Below are 26,099 nucleotides of genomic sequence, written 5' to 3'. Positions count from 1 at the left end.
GGAAAGAAGACCCCGGATCATGAAGGAGAAAAAGTTCTACAGCACGTCGGAAATCGCGGATCTCTTTCATGTGTATCCCTCGACGGTGGCCGACTGGATCGATGGCGGCCATCTGATCGCCTTTCGCACCGTCGGTGGGCACCGGCGGGTCCGGCCGGCCGACCTTCGATCGTTTCTCGACGCCCACAAGATGGAAGCACCCGAAGGGTTGGATCTTCATCGACCGACGGTGTTGGTGGTCGATGACGACGAAGAAATGACGAAGAACCTGAGACGCCGATTGACCGCGCGTAAGCTGCTTGTGGAAACCGCATCGAGCGGGTTCGAGGGAGTTTACAAGATTGCGCAACTGAGGCCGGATGTCGTCATTCTGGACATCCTGATGCCGGGGATGGACGGGATCGAAGTCTGTGAACAAATCCGCTCCAGGTCCGAACTCAAGGATACCGTGGTCATCGCCATCACGGGATACGAAGGCAAAGGTCTTCAGGACAAGGTCATGGCGGCCGGGGCCACCACGTTCGTCAAGAAACCCGTGGATGCCGATCATTTGGTGTCCATAATTCTTCAATACACGCACGTGGAGGTTGGAACACGATCGGCCGGCGTGTCATTGCCGGCTCCGCCTTAAGGTCCCGGTAGTCAGCGTACAAAGGGGAGGTATCATGAAAGACAGAGAAGAAGGGGTTCCTGAGGACCGATTGGTGACCGGGGAGGTCCCTCATCACGTCGCCTGGTCGGTCAAGCCCCCCTCACCCGGTCGCGCGGAAACGGATAAGCCCGAAGTCTTGATTAAGGAAGTGCTCCGCGTCGTGCGCGAATTGAGCAAAGGAAACTTCAAAGCGCGGATGAGGGTGCACGGGAACGGCACCGGTGGGGAGCTGGCCTCCCTGCTGAACGGCGTGATCGGATTGAACGCCGGGATGGCCCGCGAGTTCGAACGAATCCGTAGGGTCGTAGGCCGCGAAGGAAAACTGACCCAGCGCGCGGCTCTTCCGGAAGCCAAAGGATCCTGGCAGGACAGCGTCGACTCGCTGAACGCCATCATCGGCGACCTCATTCAGCCCACGGCCGAAGTCATCCGCGTCATCGGCGCCGTGGCGCAGGGCGACCTCTCGCAAACCATGAAAGTCAAAATCGAGGATCGTCCGCTGAAAGGCGAATACCTTCGCGCCGCCACCACGATCAATACGATGGTGCAGCAGCTCAGCGCGTTCGCATCGGAAGTGTCCCGCGTGGCCCGCGAAGTGGGCACGGAAGGAAAACTGGGCGGACAGGCCGACGTGAGAGGCGTGTCCGGCACGTGGAAGGACCTCACGGACAACGTGAACCGCATGGCGGCGAACCTGACGGGACAAGTTCGAAACATCGCCGAAGTGACGACCGCCGTGGCCAAGGGCGACCTCTCCCGCAAGATCACGGTGGACGTGAAGGGGGAAATTCTCGCCCTCAAGAACACCATCAACACGATGGTGGACCAGCTCGGCGCGTTCGCTTCGGAAGTCACGCGTGTGGCCCGCGAGGTGGGCACCGAAGGAAAACTCGGCGGACAAGCGGACGTGAAAGGCGTATCCGGCACGTGGAAGGACTTGACCGACAACGTGAACCGCATGGCGGCGAACCTCACGGGACAAGTCCGAAACATCGCCGAGGTGACGACCGCCGTGGCGAAGGGCGACCTCTCCCGCAAGATCACGGTGGACGTGAAGGGAGAAATTCTCGCCCTCAAGAACACGATCAACGTCATGGTGGACCAGCTCGGCGCGTTCGCTTCCGAAGTTACGCGTGTAGCCCGCGAAGTGGGCACGGAAGGGAAACTCGGCGGGCAGGCGCGTGTGAAGGGCGTGTCCGGCACGTGGAAGGACCTCACGGACAACGTGAACCGCATGGCGGCAAACCTCACGGGACAAGTTCGAAACATCGCCGAAGTGACGACCGCCGTGGCGAAAGGCGACCTCTCCCGGAAGATCACGGTGGACGTAAAGGGCGAAATTCTTGCCCTCAAGAACACGATCAACGTCATGGTGGACCAGCTCAGCGGGTTCGCCTCGGAAGTGACCCGTGTCGCCCGTGAGGTGGGCACGGAAGGGAAGCTCGGCGGACAGGCGCGGGTGAAGGGCGTGTCCGGCACCTGGAAAGATCTCACGGACAACGTGAACCGCATGGCCGCGAACCTCACGGGCCAAGTTCGAAACATCGCCGAAGTCACCGTGGCCGTGGCCAAAGGCGACCTCTCCCGCAAGATCACGGTGGACGTGAAGGGGGAAATTCTCGCCCTCAAGAGCACCATCAATACCATGGTGGACCAGCTCGGCGCGTTCGCTTCGGAAGTGACCCGCGTGGCCCGCGAGGTGGGCACGGAAGGAAAGCTGGGTGGCCAGGCCGACGTGAAAGGCGTGTCCGGCACGTGGAAAGACCTCACGGACAACGTGAACCGTATGGCGGCCAACCTCACCGGCCAGGTGCGAAACATCGCCGAAGTGACCACCGCCGTGGCCAAAGGCGATCTCTCCCGTAAAATCACGGTCGACGTCAAAGGCGAAATCCTCACCCTCAAGAACACGATCAATACGATGGTGGACCAGCTCAGCGCCTTCGCTTCGGAAGTCACACGCGTGGCCCGCGATGTCGGTACGGAAGGAAAACTCGGCGGTCAGGCCGATGTGAAGGGTGTGTCCGGCACGTGGAAAGACCTCACGGACAACGTGAACCAGATGGCGGCGAACCTCACGGACCAGGTGCGCGGCATCGCGAAAGTCGTGACCGCCGTGGCCACGGGCGACCTCAAGAAGAAGGTGGCCTTCGAAGTCAAAGGAGAAATCGCCTCGCTGGCCGACACGATCAACGAAATGATCGACACGCTCGCGATCTTCGCCGACCAGGTGACCACCGTGGCGCGCGAAGTGGGCGTGGAGGGCCGGCTCGGCGGTCAGGCCCGCGTTCCCGGCGCCGCGGGCATCTGGAAAGATCTCACGGAAAACGTGAACCAACTGGCCGCCAACCTGACCACTCAGGTGCGCGCCATCGGCGACGTGGCCACCGCCGTGACGAAGGGCGATCTGACCCGCTCGATCGCCGTCGAAACCCGCGGCGAGGTGGAGGCGCTGAAGAACAACATCAACGAAATGATCCGGAACCTCAAGGAGACGACGGAGAAGAACACGCAGCAGGATTGGCTCAAGACCAACCTCGCGCGGTTCGCCGCCATGATCCAGGGCCAACGCGACCTCGTCACGGTCTCCCGGCTCATCATGTCGGAGTTGGCCGCGCTCCTGAACGCGCAGCAGGGGGTGTTCTACATCCACGCGCGAACGGACAACGGTTCATACCTCAGTCCCCTGGCCAGCTACGCGCACCGTCCGGAGTCCGGCTCGCTGGAACGTTTCCAACTGGGCGAGGGACTCATCGGACAGTGCGCCCTGGAGAAAAAGCGCATTCTGCTGGCCAACGTGCCGGCGGGGTTCGTGCAGATCGCCTCCGCCTTGGGCAAGGCGCAACCCCGCAGCGTCGTGGTTCTCCCCATCCTGTTCGAGGGCGAAACCCGGGCGGTCATTGAACTGGCCTCGTTCGACCCCTTCAGCGAAATCCACCTCACCTTCATCGATCAGCTCGCGGAAAGCATCGGGATCATGATCAACACCATCGCGGCCACCATGCGCACGGAGGAGCTGCTCCAGAAATCCCAGGCGTTGGCGCAGGAGCTTCAGGGACAACAGCTCGAACTCAAGAAGACCAACGAAGAACTGGCCGAAAAGGCCCATCAACTCGCGGAACAGAAGACGGAAGTGGAACGGAAAAACCGCGAGGTGGAGCTGGCCCGAAAAGCCCTCGAAGAAAAGGCGGAACAACTTTCCCTCACTTCCAAGTACAAATCGGAATTCCTGGCCAACATGTCCCATGAACTCCGGACACCCCTCAACAGCCTCCTCATTCTCGCCAAGATGCTTTCGGAGAATTCGGACCGGAACCTCACGGACAAACAGGTGGAGTTCTCCCGCACCATCCACGGTTCGGGCACGGACCTCCTGAACCTCATCAACGACATATTGGACCTCTCCAAGATCGAGGCAGGCAAGATGACGGTGGACGTGGCGGACGTCTACTTCGACGATCTCAAGGACTACGTCGAACGCGGTTTCCGGCAGGTCGCCGTCCAGAAATCCCTGGAGTTTTCCATCGAGCTGGGCGAATCGCTTCCGAAGTTCGTCCAGACGGACGCGAAGCGGCTCCAGCAGGTTCTGAAGAACCTCCTGTCCAACGCGTTCAAATTCACGGCGCGCGGCAAGGTTCTCCTGCGCATCGATGCGGCGCGCGAGGGATGGACGGGTGACCAGTCCTTCCTCACGGGCGCGGAAAGCGTGCTGGCGTTCTCGGTGATCGACACGGGCATCGGTATCCCGCTGGACAAGCAGAAAATCATCTTCGAAGCGTTCCAACAGGCCGAGGGGGGCACGAGCCGGAAATACGGCGGAACGGGTCTGGGCCTCTCGATCAGCCGCGAACTCAGCCGGCTCCTGTGCGGCGAAATCGGGGTGGTCAGCACACCGGGAGCGGGGAGCGTGTTCACGCTCTACCTCCCGGCCCGCTTCCCTAAAACGATTGGCGTGGCAGCCGAAATCCGCGCGGCGGAAGCGGCCGCGTCCGTGCAGGAGCGAGGCGCGGACGTTTCGGAAATCCAAATCGCTTCGTTTGCGAGGCGGGAGCTGGTCGATGACCGGGAGTTGGTGGAGCCTGGCGATCGCCTGGTGCTGATCGTGGACGACGACCCCAGCTTCGGTCACATCCTTTGGGACCTGGCCCATGAAAAAGGCTTCAAGGGCGTGGTGGCGGAGCGAGGGGAGGAAGGGATGGCCCTGGCGAGGCGCTTCAAGCCGGACGCCGTGACCTTGGACATCCGGTTGCCGGACATGGACGGGTGGTCCATTCTGGACCGGCTCAAGCACGATGCGGAAACGCGCCACATCCCGGTGTACATCATCACCGCCACCGAGGATCGGGACCGGGGTTACCGGCTGGGGGCCGCCGGATGCATGGAGAAAGTGCCCAACCGATCGGCCCTGGCAGCGGTCTTCGATCAAATCCGGGGCTCGGTTGAGAAGCGCAAAAAACGCGTCCTGGTCATCGAGGACAATGCGACGGAGCGGCAGAGTCTGACGGAGCTCCTGAGCGATCCGAACGTGGACGTCGTGGCCGTCGCCTCGGCCGAAGAGGCGCTCCCCGCGCTCTCATCGGGGGCCATCGACTGCGCCATTCTGGATCTGCGGCTTCCCGGCCTGAGCGGCATCGAATTCCTTGAGAAAGCGGAAAAGGAGGCCGGCCTCCGGCACATTCCCGTGATCGTCTACACCGGGAAGGACCTGAGCCCGAAGGAAGAGCGGAAACTGCGCCGCTTCGCGCAATCCATCATCGTGAAGGATGCGGAGTCGCCCGAACGGCTCCTGGCCGAAACCGCACTCTACCTGCACCAGCGCATGGCGGATCTTCCGCTGTCCAAGCGCCAGATGATCCGCCAGGTGCAGCAGGTGGACCGGGTTCTCCAGGGAAAGAAGGTGCTCGTGGTGGACGACGACATCCGGAACATCTACGCCGTCACGAGCATCCTTGAGACGCAGAAGATGAACGTGCTCCACGCCGGGGACGGCCGCGAGGGCATCCGGCTGTTGAAGGACACCCCGGATGTGGACGTGGTGCTGATGGACATCATGATGCCCGAAATGGACGGGTACGAAACGATGCGCGAGATCCGGAAGGACAGGCAATTCAAGAGCCTGCCGATCCTCGCGCTGACCGCGAAGGCCATGAAAGGAGACCGTGAGAAATGTATCGAGGCGGGGGCGTCCGACTACATCGCCAAGCCGGTGGACCCGGACCAGCTCCTGTCGCTCCTGCGCGTGTCGCTGGATCGATAACGGGCGCGGGAGCCACGGTGTCGGGCGGCGAAACGGAGTCGGTGGAGATGCAGCTTCTGCTGCAGGGCATCTTCGCCCGCTACGGCTTCGATCTGCGCTCCTACGATCCGGCCTGGTTGGGTCCACGCATCCGGAAACGGGTGCGAGAGGAAAAGGTTCGCAGCATTTCAGGTCTCCAGGAAAAGCTGCTCCGGGAGGGTCCCTGCTTCAACCGGCTCATGCAGGATGTGTCCGGCAACGGACGCCGGCTGTTCGAACCTCCGGAATTCTTCCGAACCGTCCGGAAGTCCATCGCGCCCTATCTGCGCACCTTTCCCTTCATCCGGATCTGGCAGTTGGTGGAGGGCGGGTTCGAAGCGGAGTCCCTGGCCATCGTTCTGAGGGAGGCGGGTCTGGCGGATCGATCCACGATCTATGTCTCCCGCCGAACAGGCGTGGCGGGCGCGCCGGAAGACTCGCGTACCGTCCCCGTCGGGGTGATGAAAGCCTCGGACTCCGCCTATGCGGCCTCCGGAGGTCGAGCGAAACTACCGGACTATTTCAAGATCGTTCGGCAGAGAGCGGTTCTCGACTCGGATCTGAAAGACCGAATCGTGCGCGTATCGCACCATCTCGCCACCGACAGCTCGTTCAACGAATTCGTGCTCATCGTGGCCCGGGGCGTGCTGGAGCCCTTCAGCGAGTCCTACAAGCGGAGAATCTTCGGGGTGTTTCATGCAAGCCTGTGCCTGTCCGGGGTGATCGCGTTGGGGAACGCCGAGGCCCCGCCGCCCGAGTTCGGAAAGTACTCCTACCAGCCGATGGAGGGCGCCCCGCACACATACCGAAGGGTAGCGTGACGAACGATGTTTGAACTTCAACCCGGGCCGCTGGTCAAGCCGAACGGCCCGCAAACCTACATGGAGGCCGGGGAGCGGCGGCCGACCGTTCTCCTGGTGGATGATCGCGCGGAAAACCTCCTCGCCCTGGAAGCCGTGCTGGGTGACATGGACCTGAACATGCTGCGGGCGGCATCCGGTGAGGCGGCGCTCAAGCATCTGTTGGAGAGGGAAATCGCCCTCATCCTCCTGGATGTGAGAATGCCGCGGATGGACGGCTTCGAGACGGCGGCCCTGATCCGGTCCAGGGACAAATGCAGGCACATCCCGATCATCTTCGTCACTGCCGTCAATACGGAGATGGAGCACGTTTCCCGTGGGTATTCGCTGGGGGCGGTCGACTACATCCTGAAGCCCTTTCCGCCGGAAATTCTGCGCTCGAAGGTATCGGTATTTGTCGAACTCTTCAGGAAATCGGAGCAGGTGCGGAGGCAGGCCCGGGAGATCCAGGAGATGCAGTTTCAGGAAATCATCCGGAGGGAGCAGGAGAAGCGACTGGTCGAGGTGCAACGGTACGCCCGTGAACTCGAGATGAATGCGAAGGAATTGGCCCGATCGAATGAAGAGCTCGAGCAGTTCGCCTACGTCGCCTCTCACGATCTCCAGGAGCCGCTCCGGAAAGTGGGCAACTACGCGCAGCTCTTGGAGCGTGCAGGGCGGCGAAAACTCGATCCCAAGGGCCGGAAGTATCTGGAAAAAATCCTCGAAGGCGCGGATCGGATGCACAGCCTGATCCGGGACCTCCTCAACTACTCGCGGGTGTCGACCGGGGAGAGCCCGTTTGAAACCATCGAGATGGAAAGCGTGCTGGAATCCGCGGTGTCGAACCTGGATGCCATGATCAAGAGCACGGGGGCGGTGGTCACGCACGATCCGTTGCCCTCCGTGTGGGCCAATTCGATGCGGATGCAGGAGTTGCTTCAGAATCTCATTCAGAATGGCGTGAAGTTCCAGGAAAAGGCGGCCCCGCAGATCCATGTCTCCGCCGACCGGCGGGACTCGGAGTGGATCTTTTCCGTGCGGGACAACGGGATCGGGATCGATCCGCGCTACTTCGATCGGATCTTCGTCATTTTTCAGAGGCTGCATCCTTCTTCGGACTATCCGGGAAACGGCATGGGCCTGACGATCTGCAAGCGAATCGTCGAAAGACATGGAGGTAAATTATGGGTGGAATCAGAGCCGGGCCGTGGGGCGACCTTCCGGTTCAGCGTTCCGATGAAGGGGGGCATGTGACCGTTCCGGCGCTGGACCTCCTTTACGTGGAAGACAACGAGGACGATGCGTTCCTCTTTCGTGAAGTTCTTGAAAAAACCCGGTACGCGCGACTCCTGGGCGTTGCCCGCGACGGGGAGGAGGCCATCCAATTCCTGCGGCGTGAAGGCCCCCACGCCAAGGCCGGCACTCCGAATCTAATCGTGCTGGACATCCGGATGCCGAAGGCGGATGGATTCGAAGTGCTCCGGCAGCTCAAGGGGGACCCAAGGTACCGCCACATCCCCGTGGCGATCCTGACCACAAGTTCCCGCGAGGAAGACATGGTGCGTTCCTACGAACAGGGAGTCGTGTCGTATCTCGTCAAGCCGACACGGCTGACGGATTTGGAGTGGATGGTCAAGAAATTCCTGGAATACTGGAGCCGGGTAAGCCGCGTACCCGGGAATGGCCATCGTGGCGGAAAAATGGGGCGGAAACTTTCGTCCTGATTCGGAAAAGGGGGAGCAGGAAGTGACCTCAGCAGCCGCGGCAAGCTTGGGAGCCATCGTCCCGTCCCTTCGCGCGCGGAAGCCGCTTCGCGTACTCCTCTTGGAGGATTCCGAGGACGACGCGCACTTCTGCGTCGAGTGGCTCCGGCGGGCGGGCTTCGCTCCGGAGGCGATTCGCGCCGAGACGGAAAAAGATTATCTGGCGAAGTTGTCCCCGGACCTCGATGTGATATTGGCGGACTACCGCCTGCCGGGATTCGACGGCCTCCGGGCACTCGATCTGTTGAAGGAGAAGGGACTGCGCGTGCCGCTGATCCTCGTGTCGGGGGCGGTTGGGGAGGACTTGGCGGCGTCGGCCATCCGGCACGGCGCCTACGACTACGTTTTGAAGGACCGACTGGAGAAACTGGGGCAGTCCGTCCGGATGGCCATCGAGCACCGGCATCTGACGGAGGAGAAGGAACGAGTTACGGATGCCTTGGGGAAAAGCGAGAATCACTACAAGCGCGCTTTTCGGAAGGCCAGCACGGCGGAACGGGCCCTCCGAAGGGTTTCACGGGAACTCATCCACGTGCAGGAGGAGGAGCGGAAAAGAATTAGTCGGGAATTGCACGACGGTCTCGGTCAGGTGCTGACGGGCGTGGACCTGGGGTTGGAGCGGCTGAAGAAAGCGGCGGGGCGCTTGGACGGGAACATGGGGAAAATCGTCGTTCTGCAGAATGCCGTTCGCGAGGGGTTGGAATCGATCCACCGGATCGCCCACGGCCTGCGCCCGGAGCTGCTCGACCACATGTCTCTGGCCCCGGCTTTGAGGGCGGTGGCGCGCCAGGTATCGGCGATGTCGGGAGTGCGTGTGCGGGTCAGATCCTCGGGAGCGGCGCGTCGGCTGAGCCGGGAGACCGAGACGACGCTCCTTCGGGTGGTGCAGGAGGCGCTGACGAACGTAATGAAGCACGCCAAAGCGCATGAGGCCCGATTGACTTTGGACGTCTGGCCTCGGGAGGCGATTTTGACCGTCGCGGACGATGGCCGGAACGGCAGGTATTCAAAGGGGGGCAAACGTGTCCGCTTAGGCGGTGGATTGGGGATTGTGGGAATTGAGGAGCGGGTGACTCTGGCCGGGGGAAAAGCCCTCTGGATACGACGACCCGGCGGGGGACGTTCGCTGAGGGTGACGGTGCCCGTCCGATCGCCCCAACCGGCGGAAACGAAGAGAAGGAGGAAACCATGACTTCAAGAAAGATTACGGTCCTGGTGGCGGATGATCACACCATCGTGAGGGAAGGCCTGAAATCCCTCATCAGCGGCGAGAAAGACATGGAGGTGGTGGCGGATGTCGACACGGGCCGGGCGGCGGTAGGCGCGGCGAGCAAGATCCATCCGGATGTGGCCGTGCTGGACATCGCGATGCCGCTCCTGAACGGGATCGATGCCGTGGCGCAGATCCGGAGGACGTGCCCCGGTACCGCCACGGTCCTGTTGTCCATGCATGCCGAGATGGAATACGTCCACCGCGCCGTGGAAGCGGGCGCTTCGGCGTATCTCATCAAGCACCGGGCGGTATCGGAGCTTCTCACGGCGATCCGGGAAGTGGCGAAGGGAAACGCCTACTTCAGCCCCGCCGTGAACAAGTTCCTCGTGGGGGATTTCCGATCGCAGGCGCGGGGAGGCGGCCCCGGAAACGGGCAGCCGCACGCGCTGACCCAACGGGAGCGGGAGGTGTTGCAGCTCGTGGCCGAGGGATACAGCAACAAAGAAATGGCCACGGAATTGTCGATCAGCGTGAAGACGATTGAGAAGCACCGGCAGAGCGTGATGAACAAGCTGGAGATTCACACCATCGCCGGACTGACACGCTACGCCATGGAGCGCGGCCTGACTGCACGACCGAACTGAAGGGGGGGGTAGTCGCTCCCTCCCCATTTGGGGTGGGATGCCCATTGGCGGGCCCCTGCGCCGAGAGTAGGGTGAGCGAATGGACGCTGCGTCTAAAAACGAAAAGCTGGGAAAATGGCTCGTGCCGGGGTGGGATGAGTTAGAGGCTGAGCCCCGTACCCTCCATGGCACGGGGTTTAGCCTCGGGAAGCCGGAGCAAGAGGATGAAGACTATCTTGGTGAGCATGGCGCTTGTTCTTACCTGGGCAGGCTGCCGGGGATCGTGGGCGTTTGACGTCGATTCCAGGCCCGCAGGACTGGGGATCATGGTGGGGGAGCCCACCGGAATAAGCGCGAAATACTGGATCCACTCCAACCAGGCGATTCAGGGGGGAGCGGCCTACTCACTTCGACGGGAGTTTTTCCAGGTTCAGGCGGACTATCTGTGGACCGTCGCCGATCTCTTGGATCGTCGGAAGCGGCGTGAAGCGGGACCGGGGGCGGAGGCGATGGGGATGTTTCCGGTCTATGCAGGAGCAGGCGGACGGCTCAGTGTTCGAGAGGAGGACATCGAGGCCGGCGTGCGGGTGCCCATCGGGCTTACCTATCTGTTCCACCGGGCGCCGGTGGACGTTTTCCTCGAGATCGTGCCCGGCATGAGGCTTGTCCCCGAGACGTCGTTCGATCTCCAGGGTGGGCTCGGCGCCCGGTACTATTTCTGACGGATGATTCGAGGCCGAAACACGATAGCCGCTATCGAGCTTCGGCCTCAATAGAGCCGGCTCTTACTGCATCAACTGCTTGGCCTTCTGCTCCGTCTCCTCGATGGAACCCACCATGTAGAAGGCCGGCTCGGGCAGTTCGTCGTATCCCCGGCATTTGACTGTGGGATGCGCATAAGCGCCAAGCGGAATTGGGCTTTGATTGTAGACAGGGGCGGTCTATAATGCACGTTGCGATGAAGGCGGAGAAAGCGAGTTGAATGGTGGCCATTGGACCTGGGGAGGTTGTCCGTGGAGCGTCATGTTCCGCACGGTAGCTCCGGCATTCTGAGTCGCACGGCCCGCGTGGCGGCGGCGTTCGGCTTGATGGCCGCGGTGGATCTCGGCCGGAGCGCAGCGGCCGGGAGCGATGAAACACGCATTCGCGCCGGCCTACGGCTCTTTCGGGCGCTTGTGGCGGCGGACGTCGGACTGGAGCACAAGGTTGCGGACGACGGCCGGCTCCTGATCGTCTTCTTCTATCAACGTGAAAAGAGCCGGGCGCGCGAGTTGGCGGATGGCCTGAACGTTGGCGGCCCATCCGGCGGCGAAGCGATCCGAGGGTTGCCGGTCCTGGCGGAAATCCATTCCGATTCCGCGTTCAATGCCTACGAAGGGAGGGCCCCAGTGGGGATCTTCATCGCGGAGGCATTGGATCCCGCAAGGCTGAGGTCCGTCATCCAATATGGGATCCGGAACGGCCTCATCGTCTACTCCCCGTTCGAGGGTGACGTGGAGAGCGGCGTGCTCGGCGGGGTGTCCGTGGAGGCGCAGGTCCGGCCCTACATCAACACGCGGACTCTCGAAGCCTCACGTATCTCGCTCAAGCCGTTTTTCATGAAAGTCACGAAGGCCTATCCATGACTTCTCCCGCCGGACGCGAATGGGCCACGAACGAGCGCGGGGCGTACGTGCTTCTTTCGGGAGCGTTCGTCGTGCTGGCGCTCCTTCTACTCGGGGTCATGCTCATTTCCTGGAAGGGGATCCTGCAACCGAGGCTGAAGCGGGAGGCCGCGATGCAGGCCGAGGTCCTCGCCCGCTCCCAGGCGAACGCGATCGCCTCCTCGCTTCTCAGCGGCGAGGGCGAGGCGCGCGTGCGCAATCTCGTGGGGATGCTGGACGAGCTCCTCCTCCTTCGCGACTCGAAGACCGATACGCCCTTTTTTCTGAGCGTCGAACTCCAGGTGGATTATGAGGTGGTCAAGGCCGTGGAGGGCACCCTGGACCTGCGCCGAGGGGCGCTCGGCGGCTCGGGATTTCGAGTCGAGGTCGCGCTCTACAACCCCGGCAGCAGCGAGCTCCTGGGAGTGGCGTACGTCCAGGTTGACGATCGGCCGTACCGGAGACTTTCCCAGGACGTCCGCCGAAGCATGTGGGGCGTTTCGATAGGCGGCTTGGCGCTGCTCCTCCTGGTCTCGACCCTCTCCCTCCTTTCCTTCCGCCGGCTGGACCGGCAGCGCGCACAGCGGGAACGGGCCGAACGCGAACTGTGGCAGCAGGAGAAGCGGTACAACCGCCTTGTCAACAGCCTGAGCAATACGTTTGTCTACACCAAAGACGAAAAGGGCCGCCTCACGTCCGCGAGCGAGTCGGTCCGCGGTGTCCTTGGATTTTCGCCCGATGACTTCATCGCGCGCCATCGGGAGCTGCTGAGCAAGCCGGTCGCTCCGGCGGACGGCTCCTCCTCACCGGAGCGCACCTTCGAGGTCGACCTTGCCGACGAAGGGGGTCATCCGCATCACATCGAATTCTCCGAAGTGACCCTCCGGAACGAGCTCAAGAGAGTGACGGGATACGACGGCATCGCCCGCGACGTCACCGCGCAGCGCCACGTGCAGGAGGAGCTGCGCCACGCGAAGGATGAGGCGGAATCGGCCAACCGCGCCAAGAGCCTTTTCCTGGCCAACATGAGCCACGAGCTCCGCACGCCGTTGAACGGGGTGGTCGGTTTCACGTCGCTTGCCCTGCGCGCCGGCGAGGCGCAGCCGAAGGTGCGCGGCTACCTGGCCAAGGCCCAGGCGTCGGCCCACCTGCTGATCGAATTGGTCGAAGACATCCTCGACCTGTCCCGGATCGAGGCCTCGCGCCTGGAAATCCAGCGGATCGATTTCGATTTCGACGACCTGCTTTCCGAGTTGGCGGATGTCATCGGATTGAAGGCGGCAGACAAGAATCTCGAGATCTTGTTTTCCACCGCCCCCGACGTCCCGCGCCGCCTCCGGGGCGATTCCGTGCGGCTCAAACAGGTTCTCCTCAATCTGATGGGCAATGCCCTGAAGTTCACCGAGCAGGGGGAGATCGTGGTCAAGGTCGATTGCGGTGAACTGCGCCGTGATCATGCCATCCTGAAATTCTCCGTCCGCGATACGGGACCCGGCATCGCCCCCGAGCTCCTGAAGGCCATGTTCGAGCCGTTCACGCAGGCCGATACGTCCATGACGCGCCGGTTCGGCGGCCTCGGCCTCGGGCTGGCCATCAGTCGCCGCCTCGTCTCCATGATGGGAGGCGAGATGCACGTCGAGAGCGAGCCGGGGAAGGGGAGCACCTTCAGTTTCACGGCGACGTTCGACCTCCCCCGCGGCCCCGTGGGTCCCCGCCGTCTGGCGGATGAGTTCCGGAACCTGCCCGTTCTGGTGGCCGACGACAATGCGAACGCGCGCGCGGTCATGGGCGAAATGCTTCGCTCCCTCTTGTGCCGGGCCACCATCGTGTCGTCGGGTCCCGAGGCTGTGGAAGAGACGAAACGCGCCCTCCAGCAGGGAGCGCCCTTCCGCGTGGCGGTTCTCGATTGGCGAATGCCGGACTTGGACGGAACCGAGACCGCGCGCGAATTGGCCCGATTGACGGCGCCGACCCGGCTGCCCGTGATCCTGGTCACCGCCTACGATCGGGACGAAGCGGAACGCCTCGCGCGGCAGGCGGGCATCGAGGTGGTGCTCCACAAACCGATCAGTCCGTCCTCCATGCACGACGCCATCATGAAAGTTCTCCATCCGACGGACGAGGCCATGCCGGCGGCGCCCGCCCCTTCCACGATTCAGTTCGTACCCGGCCAATCGGTTCTCCTCGTGGAGGACAATGCCATCAATCGTGAAGTCGCTCGGGAGATGCTGGGCGGGCTTGGCCTGGAGGTGGCCGAGGCGCGCAACGGTTTCGAGGCGCTGGACGCTCTCGAAAAAGGACGGTTCGACGCCGTGATGATGGATGTTCAAATGCCGGAGATGGACGGCTTGGAAACCGTGCGTCGGATGCGCCTCCAGCCGCGGCTGGAGGCTCTCCCGGTGATCGCCCTTACGGCCCACGCGATGATGGGCGACCGCGAGCGGTTCCTCAAGGCGGGGATGAGCGACTATCTCCCAAAACCGATCGATGAAAAGAACCTTGTGGGAGTCATGGCCCGCTGGCTGAAAGTGCGCGCGGGCGGGACGTCCACGCCGGCGCCCCTCTCCACGGGGCCGCTCCCACCGGAGCTCCCCGGCCTCAAAATGGAGGACGGCTTGCGAAGGGTGAGCGGTAACGTCTCGCTTTACCGGCGGCTGATTCCGGAATTCGTTCTCGAGAACCGGAAGGCGGTGGATCGACTTCTGGGCCTGCTGGGGTCGGGCGATCGTGCGGGTGCCATGGCCCTCCTGCACACGCTCAAAGGCTCGGCGGCGACGCTCGGAGCCCACCGCGTGGCGGCGGCCGCCGCCGAAGCGGAACGGCACTTGCGAGACCCCGCCTCGGGGGAGGTCTCGTTGGACGGCTTGGAATCGGCCCTGGCCGAGGTCGAATCGTCCGCGGCCGTCATCAAGCGGATTCCCGAGGCGCCGTCCCGCCCGCCCGGTCCCAACGGCTCGAACGGCGGAACCGTCCGGATCCTTCCCCTGATCGACCTCATGAAGGAGCATCTCCGGAGAAACCATCTCGGCGCTTTGGAACAGTTTGCGGAGATTCAGCGGGAGCTCGGAGGGACCACGAGCGAAAGTCTGGTCCGGCTGGGAGCGGCCATCGACAGGCTTGACTTTCAGTCCGCCTCCGCCCATCTGGAAGCGCTCATAAGCGAGCTGGGCCTCACGCCGGAGGGCGCGACGTGAGCCTCGATTGTCTGGCCAGGCGCCGGGTCCTCATCGTGGACGACCAACCCTCCAACATCCAGATTCTGGCCGAGTCCCTCGGGCACGAATACGAACTCTATTTCGCCACGTCGGGCGAAACGGCGATGAGCCTGGCGGCAGCCAATCGCGTGGATCTGATCCTGCTCGATGTGGTGATGCCCGATCTCGGTGGATTCGAGGTGTGCCGCCGGCTCAAATCCGACGATCGGACCCGGCACATCCCGGTCATCTTCGTGACGGCCATCGACGGCGATGAGGATGAAACCCTGGGTTTCGACCTCGGCGGGGTGGACTACATCACCAAACCCATCCGGCCCTCCGTCGTCCGCGCCCGCGTTCGCACCCACCTCGAACTGAAGGGGACGCGGGACCTTCTGGAGCGGATGGCGTCGATCGATCCCCTCACGGGGGTTGCCAATCGCGGGCGTTTCGACGAGGCTCTTCAATCCGAATGGTCGAGGGCCGTTCGCCAGAGTTCCGTCTTTTCCGTGGGCATCCTCGATGTGGACTACTTCAAGAAATACAACGACACGTACGGCCATGCCCGCGGCGATGAGTGCCTGCGATCCGTGGTCAGGGCCGTGGCCGGCTTCGCGCGGCGGCCGGGGGACCTCCTGGCCCGATACGGCGGCGAGGAGTTCGCCCTCGTTCTGCCGGCGGCGGATGCGAGGTCCACGCGAATCCTCCTGGCCCACGTTCTCGATGCCATCGCGGCGCTCGATCTCCGACATGCGGCATCCGAGTGCGCCGACCGCGTGACGGTCAGCGGCGGGGCGGTCACCCTGATGCCCGGGTCGGGAGAATCGGCCCTCGCCGCCCTCGAGGCGGCCGACCGGCTTCTCTACGAGGCGAAGACCGGAGGGCGGAACCGGTTTGTTCATATGGATGGAGTGACGAGGCGGAAGGAAAACATCGTGCAGGGCGTACAGAAGGAGGCCGCATGATCGGAAGATGGGCATGGGGAATCGTTGTGATGCTGTTGGTGGCCGTGGAGCAGGCGCATGCCGCCGGAGAGCCGGCGCGGGACCGGGGTGCCGAGAGGATGGACGGCGGGGAGATGGATTCGGGCCCGGCGGCAAGCCCCGCCTCCGCGGGCGAAGATCAGCCGGAGATGGAGGAGCTGCTGAGCCTCATCGAAGAGGAGACGGAGATTGCCACACGAACCCGCATGAACGCGGACTTCGTGCCGGGCGTGGTGACGGTGCTGGACGCGGGCGAGCTCAAGGGATTGGGTGCGCGCAATGTTTGGGAGGCGTTGTCGCGGGTGCCCGGGGTTCAGCCGGTGCGGGATTCGCTCGCCCGGCCGTCGGTGATCGTGCGCGGGCTCTATTTTCCGTTCAACGCCGGGAACATCAAGATCCTGGTGGATTCCGTGCCGCTCAGCCGCGAGAGCGCGGGGATCAATCCGTTCATTCTGGGCATGCCGATCGAGCAGGTCGATCGCATCGAATTCATTCGAGGGCCGGGCTCGGTGGTCCATGGCGATTTCGCCTTCATGGGCCTGATCAACATTGTCACGAAAAAAGACGACTTCGGACTGTTCACTCGCGGGGAGACCGAGCGGCGGGCCGTGGGCGGGGGGCGGGCGGCGTGGTCCTCCGGCGGTGAGGAGCCGATCAGGATGTTTGCCAATGTGTCGGGCACCGGCGGTCGGTCGGCATCGTTCCTGGACGGCGTCAAGGGGGACGAGCAGGCGGCCACGGGGGTGTTCGGGCTCGGTTGGCGCGGAGGGTCACTCACCGGACAGCTTTTCCGCGAGGCCATCACCCCGGAAGCCCGGGGCGAAGGGCAGTCGCTTCCCGATGAGGTGGCGGAGACGGACGGCTCCATTGAACTGTCCTATGCGCGGGAGGTGTCGTCCGATTTTCACGTCAACGTCCGCGGAGGATTCCTCCGCAACACGATGGCCGGCGGCGGCGACGATTTCGCCGGAAATCTCCTCCGCGCGGGGATCGACGCGCGGTGGGAACCGTCCCACCGACACGCCCTCGTCGCAGGATTCGAACACACCACGGCGCTCATTGGGGAAGCGAACCACCGCCGGCCGCCGCTGCCGGCCGCGGCCGGAGCCGCCGGCGGGGCCACGGCTCAGCCGGCGGGAGGACCGGAGACCGGCCCCGGCGGATCCGGGCCGCCCGCGCCGAGGAGGCAAGGTGGGGGGGCCGAGGGCGGGGCGGGTGGAGAAGCGGGACCGCCGGGGAGCGGCGGCGACCCGGCGGCCAATCAGGTTCCCACGCCCCCGCCGGACGTGCTCGTCAAAGATGAAAGGCGGTTTGTCGAATCGCTCTTCGTTCAGGATTCCATCACTCTCGGTGAACGATGGGCGCTGACCCCCGGCCTCCGCTTCGATCATTTCTCCGATGTGGACTGGCGGCTCACTCCCCGTTTGAGCCTCGTCTGGAGGCTGACTGAACATCATATCCTGAAAAGCCAGTACAGCGAGGGCTATCGGGCGCCGACCTTCTTCGAGTTGGCGGAACAGAACCCCGCCGATCCGCTCGATTTCGAAGTCGTGGGCACGGGGGAGTTGGCGTACGTCTTCCGGCGGCCCAACATGGTGGGCCGCGCCACCGGTTTCTACTCCCGCATCCGGGACATGGTCTACCGAGTGCCGTCGCCCACATCTCCCGGATTCGAAAACAGCGCCTGGGCGCGGTCCCTGGGCGCCGAGGTGGAATGGAGCCAGCAGATCCTGTGGTGGCTCAAAGCGACGGTGAACGGTGCTTGGGCCGGTGTGAAGGACTCCCGGCTCGCAAGCGAGGGCGAGATCGCTCCGCCCTGGATGTACGATGTTGCAGCGTGGCTGACCCCCATCCGGAAGACGACGCTGGGCCTTCGCTTCAATCAGATTGCGAAGCGGGGGCTGGGAGACGGATACAGCACATTCGACGTGAGCCTCGCTCGCGCTTTTCTGGCGGACCGGCTAAGCCTCCGCGTGGGAGCCAAGAATCTCTTCAATGACGGAATTCAGTACATCGCCACGCGTCCGGGGAGAGTGGATACGACCTCACTTCCCGGCCGCCTCATCTGGGCCGGACTCGAATGGTCTGATCGCCCCGGCAAGTAGCCGCGGGGTTGCTCGCGCTGAATTCGCCGGGAACGGGCCGGGGTTGGTGCCCGTGGCGAGCAGGTTCCGGTACCGGGATAAACGTGAATCGTGTCGGGCTACTGCATCAACTGCTTGGCTTTCTGCTCCGCTTCCTCGATGGAGCCCACCATGTAGAAAGCCGGCTCGGGCAGTTCGTCGTACTTGCCGTCCACGATTCCCTTGAAGCCCTTGATCGTGTCTTCGCGCTTCACGTAGGCGCCTTTCTTGCCCGTGAACGCCTCGGCCACGCTGAAAGGCTGTGAGAGGAAACGCTGGATCTTCCGCGCGCGGCCGACGACGACTTTATCGTCTTCGGACAGCTCGTCCATTCCAAGAATGGCGATGATGTCCTGAAGATCCTTGTACCGCTGCAGAATCTTCTGAACCTGACGGGTCACCATGTAGTGCTCTTCACCAATGATGTTGGGATCGAGGATGCGCGACGTGGAATCCAGCGGATCGACGGCGGGATAGATCCCCATCTCGACGATCTGCCGCGAGAGGACCGTCGTCGCGTCGAGGTGCGCGAAGGTTGTGGCCGGCGCGGGGTCCGTGAGGTCGTCCGCCGGCACGTAGATCGCCTGCACGGAAGTGATGGAACCTTTCTTGGTGGACGTGATCCGCTCCTGTAGCTCGCCGATATCCGTTGAAAGCGTGGGCTGGTAGCCGACGGCGGAGGGCATGCGGCCCAGAAGGGCGGAGACCTCGGAGTTGGCCTGGGCGAACCGGAAGATGTTGTCGATGAACAGGAGTGTGTCGAGACCTTCCTCGTCGCGGAAGTATTCGGCCACCGTGAGAGCGGAGAGACCCACGCGGGCGCGGGCGCCGGGGGGCTCGTTCATCTGCCCGTAGATCAGCGCGGTTTTGCCCATAACGCCGGACTCCTTCATTTCGGTCCAGAGATCGTTGCCTTCGCGTGTGCGCTCTCCCACGCCGCCGAAGACGGAGACGCCGCCGTGCTGCATCGCCACGTTGTGGATCAGTTCCATGATGATCACCGTCTTCCCGACGCCGGCGCCTCCGAAGAGGCCGATCTTGCCGCCCTTCATGTACGGTTCGAGAAGATCCACCACCTTGATGCCGGTTTCGAACATCTCGATCTTGGTGGATTGGTCCTGAAACTCGGGCGCCGCGCGGTGGATCGGGTACAGGGTCTTGGCCTTGATCGGGGCGCCTTCATCGACCGGCCGGCCCACCACGTTCAGGATGCGGCCAAGGACTTCCCGGCCCACGGGAACCTTGATGACGTCTCCGGAGTCCTCGACGGCCGTCCCGCGGGTCAGGCCGTCGGTGGAATCCATGGCGATGCAGCGCACCTTGTTCTCCCCGATATGCTGGGCGGCTTCCAAGACGAGATCACCGATCGTGAGGGCATTGAGAATATTCGGCAACTGGCCGGGTGGAAACTCCACGTCGATGACGGGTCCGATGATTTGTACGATGTGTCCTTGAGCCATGGTGGCCTCCTTTAGAGTCGTGAAGTGTGATGAGTGAAGCGTGAAGGGAAAGGCACGGTTCTCATCCCCGGAGCGCCTCGGCGCCGTTGACGATATCCATAAGTTCCTTCGTGATGGCGGCCTGACGGGCTTTGTTCATTTCCAGTGTCAGTTTATCGATCATTTCCCTGGCGCTCTTGGTCGCATTTTCCATCGCGGACATCCGGGCGGAGTGTTCGCCCGCTTCCGACTCGTAAAGGGTCTTGCGGATCTGGCTCTCCAAATACAGGGGAAGCACCTGCTCCGCGAGTGAAAACAGGTCCGGCTCGGAGATCCACGAAAGCGACGGCTCCAGAGAAAATCCTTCCGGCACGGCCACCGGCAGGAGAGGCCGGATCAACGGCTTTTGGGAGGTGAGCGTGATGAGACTGTTGTAGGCGAGGAAGACGGTCGCGCCGTCTCTCGAAAGCGCCGTGAGGGCTTCCGATCGGATTTCCGGGATCCATTCCTCGAAGGCCGGGATTACGCTGCTGAAGGAGCGAGTGACGGAGAATTTCCGGCGGGTGAGATAGTCTCTGGATTTTCGTCCGACGGTCACGAAGGAGGTGGCCGCCGTTCGTGCCCTGGCCCATCGCTCGACCTGGCGCAGGAGATTTGTGTTGAAACTTCCGCACAACCCGCGCTCGCTCGCCACGGTGATGAGAACCGCCGGCTGACTCCCGGGTACGGCTTCCGTCGCCCAAACGGGAAGGGTGGGAGCTTGACCGCTCCGGAGAGAGGCCGCTTCACGGCGCATGCGAATCACCAGACGCAAGAACAAAGACTCGATATCCCCGGCGTAGGGCCGGTACTTGAGGATCCGTTCCTGCGCCCGGCGCAACTTGGCCGCCGCCACCATTTTCATGGCCTTGGTGATCTGCTGGGTTTTCCGGACGCTCGTGATGCGCCGCCGGATGAATTTGGGAGATTTGGGCATGTTCCTCCGCTACGCCAGGAAGGATTTCGTGAATTCGCCGAGCGCGGCGTCGAGTTTCTTGCTCAGGCTTTCGTCCAGATCCCTCTTCTGCTTGATCTCGGGCAGCACATCGGGATGCTTCGTTTCCACGTAGCTGTAGAGCTCTCTTTCGTATCTCGCGACCTGGTCCACGGGAACGTTGTCGGAAAAGCCCTTGGTTCCGGCATAGAGGATCAGGATCTGGCGCTCGACCGAGAGGGGTTCGTATTGGCCTTGCTTCAGGATTTCCACCAGCCGACGCCCCCGATTCAGCGTCGCCATCGTGGCCTTGTCGAGGTCCGAGCCGAATTGAGCGAAGGCTTCGAGCGAGCGGTACTGGGCGAGTTCGAGCCGGAGACCGCCGGCCACTTTTCGCATGGCCTTGTTCTGGGCGCTACCGCCGACGCGGGAGACGGAGATGCCGACGTTTACGGCGGGGCGGACGCCCGCATAGAAGAGGTCCGGCTCCAGATAGATCTGACCGTCGGTGATCGAAATGACGTTTGTGGGAATGTAGGCGGCGACGTCGCCGGCCTGCGTCTCGATGACGGGGAGGGCGGTCAAGGATCCTCCGCCTTTCGCCTGGCTGAGCTTTGCGGCACGCTCGAGGAGCCGTGAATGGAGATAGAACACATCGCCGGGGAAGGCCTCGCGTCCGGGCGGCCGGCGGACGAGAAGCGACAACTGGCGATATGCCACGGCGTGCTTCGACAGGTCGTCGTAGATGCACAGGGCGTGGCGACCGGAATCGCGGTAATACTCTCCCATCGCGCAGCCGGAGTAAGGCGACAGGAACTGGAGCGGCGCCGGATCACTGGCGGTCGCGGAGACAATCGTGGTGTAGGACATGGCGCCGAACTTTTTCAGCTTGTCCACCAGTTGGGCGACGGTGGACCGTTTCTGACCGATGGCCACGTAGATGCACTTTACGTCCTCGTTTTTCTGGTTGACGATCGTGTCGACGAGAAGCGCGGTCTTCCCCGTCTGCCGATCGCCGATGACCAGTTCGCGCTGGCCGCGACCAATGGGGATCATGGCGTCGATGGCTTTGATCCCCGTCTGGAGCGGCTCCTTGACCCCCTGGCGCTGAACAATGCCCGGCGCCTTCAGCTCGATGCGCCGAATTTCCTTAGTGGAGATGGCCGGGCCTCCGTCCAGCGGCTGCCCGAGCGGATCCACCACGCGCCCCAATAATTGATCGCCCACGGGTACGGAGGCGATTTGACCGGTCCGGCGGACGAGATCGTTCTCCTTCAGATGGGTCACTTCACCGAAGACGGCGGCGCTAACGGTGTCTTCTTCCAGGTTGAGCACGAGTCCCATGAGCCCGTGAGGGAACTGGAGGAGTTCGCCCGCCATCGCTTTCTGGAGGCCGTAGATCTTGGCGATGCCGTCACCCACGGTCAGAATCGTGCCCGTTTCGGCCAGATCGATTTCCGGGGCGAACCCTTCGATCTGTTCCTTCAGAATCCGACTGATCTCCGTTGCTTTGATTTCCATGAGAATCCTCCGAGCGGTATTGAGGCGCGGTGCGGGTGGGGCTATCCGGCGGGAAGCCGGCGCGATTCCACCTCCTGCCGCAGACGGGACAGTTGGTACCGCAGACTGCCGTCGATGATCGTGTCTTCTATCTTGAGCCGGATCCCGCCGAGAAGGTCGGGATCCACGCGGGTCTCGCAAACGACGTGTTTCTTGAGAACGCCCTCGAGCGCCGCGGACAGACTTTTCACGGACTCCGGGGTGGGTTCATGGGCGAAGGCCGCATCGACCCTCACGCGGTTGTCGTGTTGGTCGCGCATTTTCCGGAACTTGGAAAGGATGAGCGGCAGCAGCGCGGCGCGCCCGTGGCCGGCCACCACCTTCAAACTTCGAACGGAGGTGGAGTCAAGTCCGAGCTTCTCCCCGAGGAGATCGGTGATCTTCTCCTTGGCCTTGGACTGGATCATGGGAGAGACGAGCAGGAACTGGGTGCGGGAATCCTGGTCCAGATGGGCCTGAAGGCGGTCGAAGTCTTCCGCAACGCGGTCCAGCCGGCCCGCCCGTTCTGCGGCCTGAAAAATCGCGCGCGCGTAGCGGGTGGCGGCTACAAAGTCCATGCCTGTCCCGCCTGTTTGGGAAGTTGCCGGAGGAAGAATCCGTCCAAGCGCGATTGGGCTTCCGGCGTGAGCGCGGGTCCGAGGCGCTTGCGGGTTCCTTCGACGAGCGCATCCGCCACCTCTCGGAAGACTTGGTCGACGGCCTGTTGCGAAAGGTATTCGCCGTGCTGCCGCGCTTCGGCCACGAGGTAGTCGGCGGTGACGCGGCCGGATTCGAGGACTCGGGCGGCTTCGCGCTCAGCGGCCTCCCGGGAGGACTTGTGCAGATCCGCCGTTCGTGCCGGCAGGGCCGAGTGTTCTTTCTGGTGGATCTCAAGTTCCGCGCGGGCCTTGCGGAGCTCCTCCTCGGCCTGGAGCATTTCCGCCTCGGCTTTGGCGATCGCGTCGGCCACCGCGACGCGGCCCTTCTTGAGATAGAAGTAGACAAACAGCCCCACGAGGATGATGAGATTGACCGCGTGAAAGATGAACGGGGCGAACGAGCTGGATTCGTGCTCCATGGGCGCTAGGGATTGAGGAGCCGTTCGATGACGCGACCCACCCAAGAGTCCACCTGGGGCATGAGCGAGGATCGGATGCCGGCCGACTCGCGCTCGGCTCGATCGTGGGCCTCGACGGTGATCGCTTTCACCTGCTCCTTGGCGGTTTCGATGACAGCTTCCGCTTGGGTGCCCGCCTCGATGAGTCGCTTCTCGCGGGCTTGAGAGGCTTCGGCTTTCGCGCGGCTCCATGCGCCCTGCATTTCCTCCTGAAGGCGAAGAGCGGTTTGTCGCGACTCCTCCGCCTGGCGACGAAGGGTGGAAAGGGCGTCGTCCTGCTTGTGCAAGGCGTGGAGCGCGGGGGTGAAGAGCAACCGGCGCAGGAGGAACATGAGCAGCAGAAAGAGAACGGCTGCCGGAAGGGACTGCGTCAGAAAGAGATGGAGGTTGAGATCGAGCACAGTCTGTTGCTACTTCGCTTCGGTGAGCTTCTCCTGGGACTGGCCTTCGATGAGCGTCATGTGTTTTTTGGCCTTGCCTCCGGTCATCTGGCAGTGGCCGTCGAACGTGACGCCTTCTTCGACGACGAAGACCGGCGTCGCCACGTCGCCGCTGAGCCGGGCGGGTCCGCGAAGCTCCACGCGGCTTCGGGCGGTGATATTTCCCTCCACCTGGCCGCTGACGATGGCGGTATCGACGCGGATATCGCCTTTGACCACGGCTTCCTCACCGATGATCAGAAACCCCTCGCTGAAGACCTGGCCGGTGAACTTTCCATCGAGACGGACCGTCCCGGAGAAGGCCAGCTTGCCTTCGAACTCGCTGCCCCGGCCGAGCAGGGCGTTGAACTCATCCGCCGTAGCGGGTTTGGTGGGCTCTTTTTTTGCAAACATGGACGCTACCTCCTTCCCCGGTTCCGCATCCGGTCCCGGGCGCTAAGCGAGTATCTTCTTTACTATATTGTGCAGATTATTCCAACTGTAATATTCGATGACGACGGTACCTTTCTGATTCCGGTCTTCGATGCGCACCTTCGTTCCGAAGTGGTTCCGCAAATCGGTTTCGAGTTGCTTGAGGTTCGGGTCGCCCTCGGCCGCGGCCGGTTTCTTCTTTCGCGCAAGACGTTCCGCCTGGCGAACGGAGGCGCGGCCTTGCAGGATCCGGTCACGAAGCCGCAGCATATCTTCGGCTGAGGAAAGAGAGAGAAGGGCTTTCGCGTGGCCCACCTGCAGGGCGCCGGATCGGAGATCCTGCTGAATCTCGATGGGGAGCCTGAGCAGTCGAAGCATGTTCGCCACCGTCGTGCGATCCTTCCCGACCCGCCCGGCCACGTCTTCCTGCGTGAGGCTGAAATCGTCCATGAGGGTCTGGTAGCCTTGGGCTTCCTCGATGGGGTTGAGGTCGACGCGCTGAAGATTCTCGATGAGGGCGAGTTCGAGCGATTCACGGTCGCTCACATCCTTCACCACCGCGGGGATGTGCGTGAGCCCGGCCTCGACGGAGGCGCGGTACCTTCGCTCGCCCGCGATGAGCTGATAGCCGTCGTCCTTCGCCCGAAGAAGCACAGGCTGGAGGACGCCTTTGTCTTTGATGCTTTGCGTGAGCTCGCCGAGGGCCGTGCGGTCGAAGGTCTCGCGGGGCTGGAGCGGGTTGAGCCGGATTCGCCCGATGGGGCATGCGAAAACGCCGCTCTCCGGGGAAGCAGGGGGCGATGCGGACGGCGAAGGCCGGACTCCAGCCTCGGTGTCGGTCTCGGAGATGAGGGCGCCCAAGCCCCGGCCGAGGCCGCGGGCGGGTCTGGATTTAGATTCGTCCTTCATGCGTATGGGAGCCGACACCGTTCTTGGACAGAACTTCAGCGGCGAGAGCCAGATACGACTTGGCGCCCGTGCTGGCCGCGTCGTACGCCATCACGGGTTTGCCGTGGCTGGGGGCCTCGGCCAGCCGCACGTTGCGCGGGATCACCGTGTTGAACACATATCCCTTGAAATGCTCGCGCACTTCCTGCACCACCTGATCGGCGATGTTCGTGCGCGCATCGTACATGGTGAGGAGAACGCCTTCGATGTCGAGCCGCGGGTTCAGGTGTTCGCGAACGAGTTTGATCGTGCGCAGGAGCTGGGCGAGGCCCTCAAGCGCGTAGTATTCGCACTGGAGGGGGATGATCACCGACCCGGCGGCGGTGAGCGCGTTCACCGTCAGGAGGCCCAGGGAGGGGGGGCAGTCGATCAGGACGTACGCGAAGGGGCCCGCAAGTTGATCGAGGAGTTTTCCCAGGATTTTTTCCCGGGCCAGTTGATTGACCAATTCCACCTCGGCGCCGATGAGGTCCGAGTTGGAGGGAATCAATCCGAGGCCGGGGATTCCCGTTTCGACGATGAGGTTGTTGATGTCCTGTTGTCCGCAGATGGCGTGGTAAAGGTTGTGATCTCGGGCGACCGACTTGTCGATGCCGAGGCCGCTGGTGGTGTTTCCTTGTGGGTCCGTATCGATGATAAGGGTGGGAACGCCTTGCTGGGCGAGGGCGGCGCCCAGGTTGATGGAGGTGGTCGTCTTCCCCACGCCTCCTTTTTGATTGGCTACGGCGAAAATTCGGCGCGAGAGCGTCGTCGTGGGAGCAGGTGCGGCGTTCTCTTGCGCGGCGGGAGTCATTCTTTGGCGGTCATAGCATAGTTTGGTGATGCGCGGTAGTCGCAGGCTTTAGCCTGCGCAAAAGACGCGGGCCATGGTCCATGCCGCGCCTTCCTGGGCCTGGCGACACCAGCCAAGGATGGCGCGGT

At 63.0% G+C, this 26,099-nt stretch carries 21 protein-coding genes; 12 read left to right on the top strand and 9 right to left on the bottom strand.

The window, feature by feature from the left end:
- Window positions 1-19: 19 nt before the first annotated feature.
- The 12 genes from HYT87_12560 to HYT87_12505 all read left to right on the top strand — a co-directional run bounded on the left by HYT87_12560 (window position 20) and on the right by HYT87_12505 (window position 18,293).
- The gene (locus HYT87_12560; protein MBI2060593.1) at window positions 20-631 is read left to right on the top strand and encodes a response regulator; all 612 of its coding nucleotides are present in this window, start codon (window positions 20-22) and stop codon (window positions 629-631) included.
- Window positions 632-665: 34 nt separating this feature from the next.
- The gene (locus tag HYT87_12555; protein MBI2060592.1) at window positions 666-5,909 is read left to right on the top strand and encodes a response regulator; all 5,244 of its coding nucleotides are present in this window, start codon (window positions 666-668) and stop codon (window positions 5,907-5,909) included.
- Window positions 5,910-5,926: 17 nt separating this feature from the next.
- Complete coding sequence (locus HYT87_12550; protein MBI2060591.1) at window positions 5,927-6,748, top strand: hypothetical protein; 822 nt, start codon at window positions 5,927-5,929, stop codon at window positions 6,746-6,748.
- 6 nt (window positions 6,749-6,754) lie between these two features.
- Complete coding sequence (locus HYT87_12545) at window positions 6,755-8,023, top strand: response regulator (protein ID MBI2060590.1); 1,269 nt, start codon at window positions 6,755-6,757, stop codon at window positions 8,021-8,023.
- Entirely contained in the window at window positions 8,020-8,493 is a 474-nt protein-coding gene (locus HYT87_12540) for a response regulator (protein MBI2060589.1), read from the top strand. Before HYT87_12545 ends, HYT87_12540 begins: the two co-directional genes overlap by 4 nt.
- Window positions 8,494-8,515: 22 nt before the next feature.
- Window positions 8,516-9,724 carry a response regulator gene (locus tag HYT87_12535; protein MBI2060588.1) on the top strand — a complete coding sequence of 403 codons (1,209 nt, stop codon included), beginning with the start codon at window positions 8,516-8,518 and terminating at the stop codon, window positions 9,722-9,724.
- Window positions 9,721-10,389, top strand: coding sequence for a response regulator transcription factor (locus tag HYT87_12530; GenBank protein MBI2060587.1), 669 nt, complete (start codon window positions 9,721-9,723; stop codon window positions 10,387-10,389). The genes HYT87_12535 and HYT87_12530 overlap by 4 nt, the downstream gene beginning before the upstream one ends.
- 203 nt (window positions 10,390-10,592) lie before the next feature.
- Window positions 10,593-11,090 (top strand): hypothetical protein, encoded by a 498-nt coding sequence (locus HYT87_12525; GenBank protein ID MBI2060586.1) that lies wholly within the window; start codon window positions 10,593-10,595, stop codon window positions 11,088-11,090.
- 291 nt (window positions 11,091-11,381) lie between these two features.
- The gene (locus HYT87_12520; GenBank protein ID MBI2060585.1) at window positions 11,382-11,993 is read left to right on the top strand and encodes a hypothetical protein; all 612 of its coding nucleotides are present in this window, start codon (window positions 11,382-11,384) and stop codon (window positions 11,991-11,993) included.
- Complete coding sequence (locus tag HYT87_12515; protein ID MBI2060584.1) at window positions 11,990-15,205, top strand: response regulator; 3,216 nt, start codon at window positions 11,990-11,992, stop codon at window positions 15,203-15,205. The genes HYT87_12520 and HYT87_12515 overlap by 4 nt, the downstream gene beginning before the upstream one ends.
- Window positions 15,202-16,170 carry a diguanylate cyclase gene (locus HYT87_12510; protein MBI2060583.1) on the top strand — a complete coding sequence of 323 codons (969 nt, stop codon included), beginning with the start codon at window positions 15,202-15,204 and terminating at the stop codon, window positions 16,168-16,170. Before HYT87_12515 ends, HYT87_12510 begins: the two co-directional genes overlap by 4 nt.
- Complete coding sequence (locus tag HYT87_12505) at window positions 16,167-18,293, top strand: TonB-dependent receptor (protein ID MBI2060582.1); 2,127 nt, start codon at window positions 16,167-16,169, stop codon at window positions 18,291-18,293. Before HYT87_12510 ends, HYT87_12505 begins: the two co-directional genes overlap by 4 nt.
- A gap of 98 nt (window positions 18,294-18,391) precedes the next feature.
- Here HYT87_12505 and atpD read toward each other — a convergent pair whose 3' ends face one another.
- The 9 genes from atpD to HYT87_12460 form a co-directional block, all read right to left on the bottom strand.
- The gene (gene atpD / locus HYT87_12500) at window positions 18,392-19,771 is read right to left on the bottom strand and encodes a F0F1 ATP synthase subunit beta (GenBank protein MBI2060581.1); all 1,380 of its coding nucleotides are present in this window, start codon (window positions 19,769-19,771) and stop codon (window positions 18,392-18,394) included.
- A gap of 61 nt (window positions 19,772-19,832) precedes the next feature.
- On the bottom strand, window positions 19,833-20,726 hold the full coding sequence (atpG, locus tag HYT87_12495) for an ATP synthase F1 subunit gamma (GenBank protein ID MBI2060580.1): 894 nt from the start codon (window positions 20,724-20,726) through the stop codon (window positions 19,833-19,835).
- Window positions 20,727-20,735: 9 nt separating this feature from the next.
- Complete coding sequence (locus HYT87_12490) at window positions 20,736-22,244, bottom strand: F0F1 ATP synthase subunit alpha (GenBank protein ID MBI2060579.1); 1,509 nt, start codon at window positions 22,242-22,244, stop codon at window positions 20,736-20,738.
- Window positions 22,245-22,285: 41 nt separating this feature from the next.
- The gene (gene atpH / locus HYT87_12485; protein MBI2060578.1) at window positions 22,286-22,840 is read right to left on the bottom strand and encodes an ATP synthase F1 subunit delta; all 555 of its coding nucleotides are present in this window, start codon (window positions 22,838-22,840) and stop codon (window positions 22,286-22,288) included.
- Window positions 22,828-23,340 (bottom strand): hypothetical protein, encoded by a 513-nt coding sequence (locus HYT87_12480; protein ID MBI2060577.1) that lies wholly within the window; start codon window positions 23,338-23,340, stop codon window positions 22,828-22,830. Before HYT87_12480 ends, atpH begins: the two co-directional genes overlap by 13 nt.
- 5 nt (window positions 23,341-23,345) lie before the next feature.
- Window positions 23,346-23,780: a hypothetical protein gene (locus tag HYT87_12475; GenBank protein ID MBI2060576.1), complete on the bottom strand. Its 435-nt coding sequence runs from the start codon at window positions 23,778-23,780 to the stop codon at window positions 23,346-23,348.
- A gap of 9 nt (window positions 23,781-23,789) precedes the next feature.
- The gene (locus tag HYT87_12470; protein ID MBI2060575.1) at window positions 23,790-24,212 is read right to left on the bottom strand and encodes a polymer-forming cytoskeletal protein; all 423 of its coding nucleotides are present in this window, start codon (window positions 24,210-24,212) and stop codon (window positions 23,790-23,792) included.
- Between the two features lie 42 nt (window positions 24,213-24,254).
- Window positions 24,255-25,139 carry a ParB/RepB/Spo0J family partition protein gene (locus HYT87_12465; GenBank protein MBI2060574.1) on the bottom strand — a complete coding sequence of 295 codons (885 nt, stop codon included), beginning with the start codon at window positions 25,137-25,139 and terminating at the stop codon, window positions 24,255-24,257.
- Window positions 25,123-25,971 (bottom strand): ParA family protein, encoded by an 849-nt coding sequence (locus HYT87_12460; GenBank protein ID MBI2060573.1) that lies wholly within the window; start codon window positions 25,969-25,971, stop codon window positions 25,123-25,125. The genes HYT87_12465 and HYT87_12460 overlap by 17 nt, the downstream gene beginning before the upstream one ends.
- Window positions 25,972-26,099 lie beyond the last annotated feature (128 nt).

This window comes from Nitrospirota bacterium (assembly GCA_016180645.1).
Lineage (GTDB): Bacteria > JACPQY01 > JACPQY01 > JACPQY01 > JACPQY01 > JACPAV01.
The sequence above is the reverse complement of the archived record's forward strand: the minus strand, read 5'-3'. Positions and strand labels throughout refer to the sequence as shown.

What these genes read in the sequence shown, in the direction of transcription:
- HYT87_12505 (MBI2060582.1), top strand. Translation starts at nt 16,167, where the DNA reads ATGATCGGAAGATGGGCATGGGGAATCGTTGTGATGCTGTTGGTGGCC.
- HYT87_12560 (MBI2060593.1), top strand. Translation starts at nt 20, where the DNA reads ATGAAGGAGAAAAAGTTCTACAGCACGTCGGAAATCGCGGATCTCTTT.
- HYT87_12465 (MBI2060574.1), bottom strand. Translation starts at nt 25,139, where the DNA reads ATGAAGGACGAATCTAAATCCAGACCCGCCCGCGGCCTCGGCCGGGGC.
- HYT87_12470 (MBI2060575.1), bottom strand. Translation starts at nt 24,212, where the DNA reads ATGTTTGCAAAAAAAGAGCCCACCAAACCCGCTACGGCGGATGAGTTC.
- atpG (MBI2060580.1), bottom strand. Translation starts at nt 20,726, where the DNA reads ATGCCCAAATCTCCCAAATTCATCCGGCGGCGCATCACGAGCGTCCGG.
- atpH (MBI2060578.1), bottom strand. Translation starts at nt 22,840, where the DNA reads ATGGACTTTGTAGCCGCCACCCGCTACGCGCGCGCGATTTTTCAGGCC.
- HYT87_12525 (MBI2060586.1), top strand. Translation starts at nt 10,593, where the DNA reads ATGAAGACTATCTTGGTGAGCATGGCGCTTGTTCTTACCTGGGCAGGC.
- HYT87_12515 (MBI2060584.1), top strand. Translation starts at nt 11,990, where the DNA reads ATGACTTCTCCCGCCGGACGCGAATGGGCCACGAACGAGCGCGGGGCG.
- HYT87_12530 (MBI2060587.1), top strand. Translation starts at nt 9,721, where the DNA reads ATGACTTCAAGAAAGATTACGGTCCTGGTGGCGGATGATCACACCATC.
- HYT87_12480 (MBI2060577.1), bottom strand. Translation starts at nt 23,340, where the DNA reads ATGGAGCACGAATCCAGCTCGTTCGCCCCGTTCATCTTTCACGCGGTC.
- HYT87_12460 (MBI2060573.1), bottom strand. Translation starts at nt 25,971, where the DNA reads ATGACTCCCGCCGCGCAAGAGAACGCCGCACCTGCTCCCACGACGACG.
- atpD (MBI2060581.1), bottom strand. Translation starts at nt 19,771, where the DNA reads ATGGCTCAAGGACACATCGTACAAATCATCGGACCCGTCATCGACGTG.
- HYT87_12545 (MBI2060590.1), top strand. Translation starts at nt 6,755, where the DNA reads ATGTTTGAACTTCAACCCGGGCCGCTGGTCAAGCCGAACGGCCCGCAA.
- HYT87_12490 (MBI2060579.1), bottom strand. Translation starts at nt 22,244, where the DNA reads ATGGAAATCAAAGCAACGGAGATCAGTCGGATTCTGAAGGAACAGATC.
- HYT87_12555 (MBI2060592.1), top strand. Translation starts at nt 666, where the DNA reads ATGAAAGACAGAGAAGAAGGGGTTCCTGAGGACCGATTGGTGACCGGG.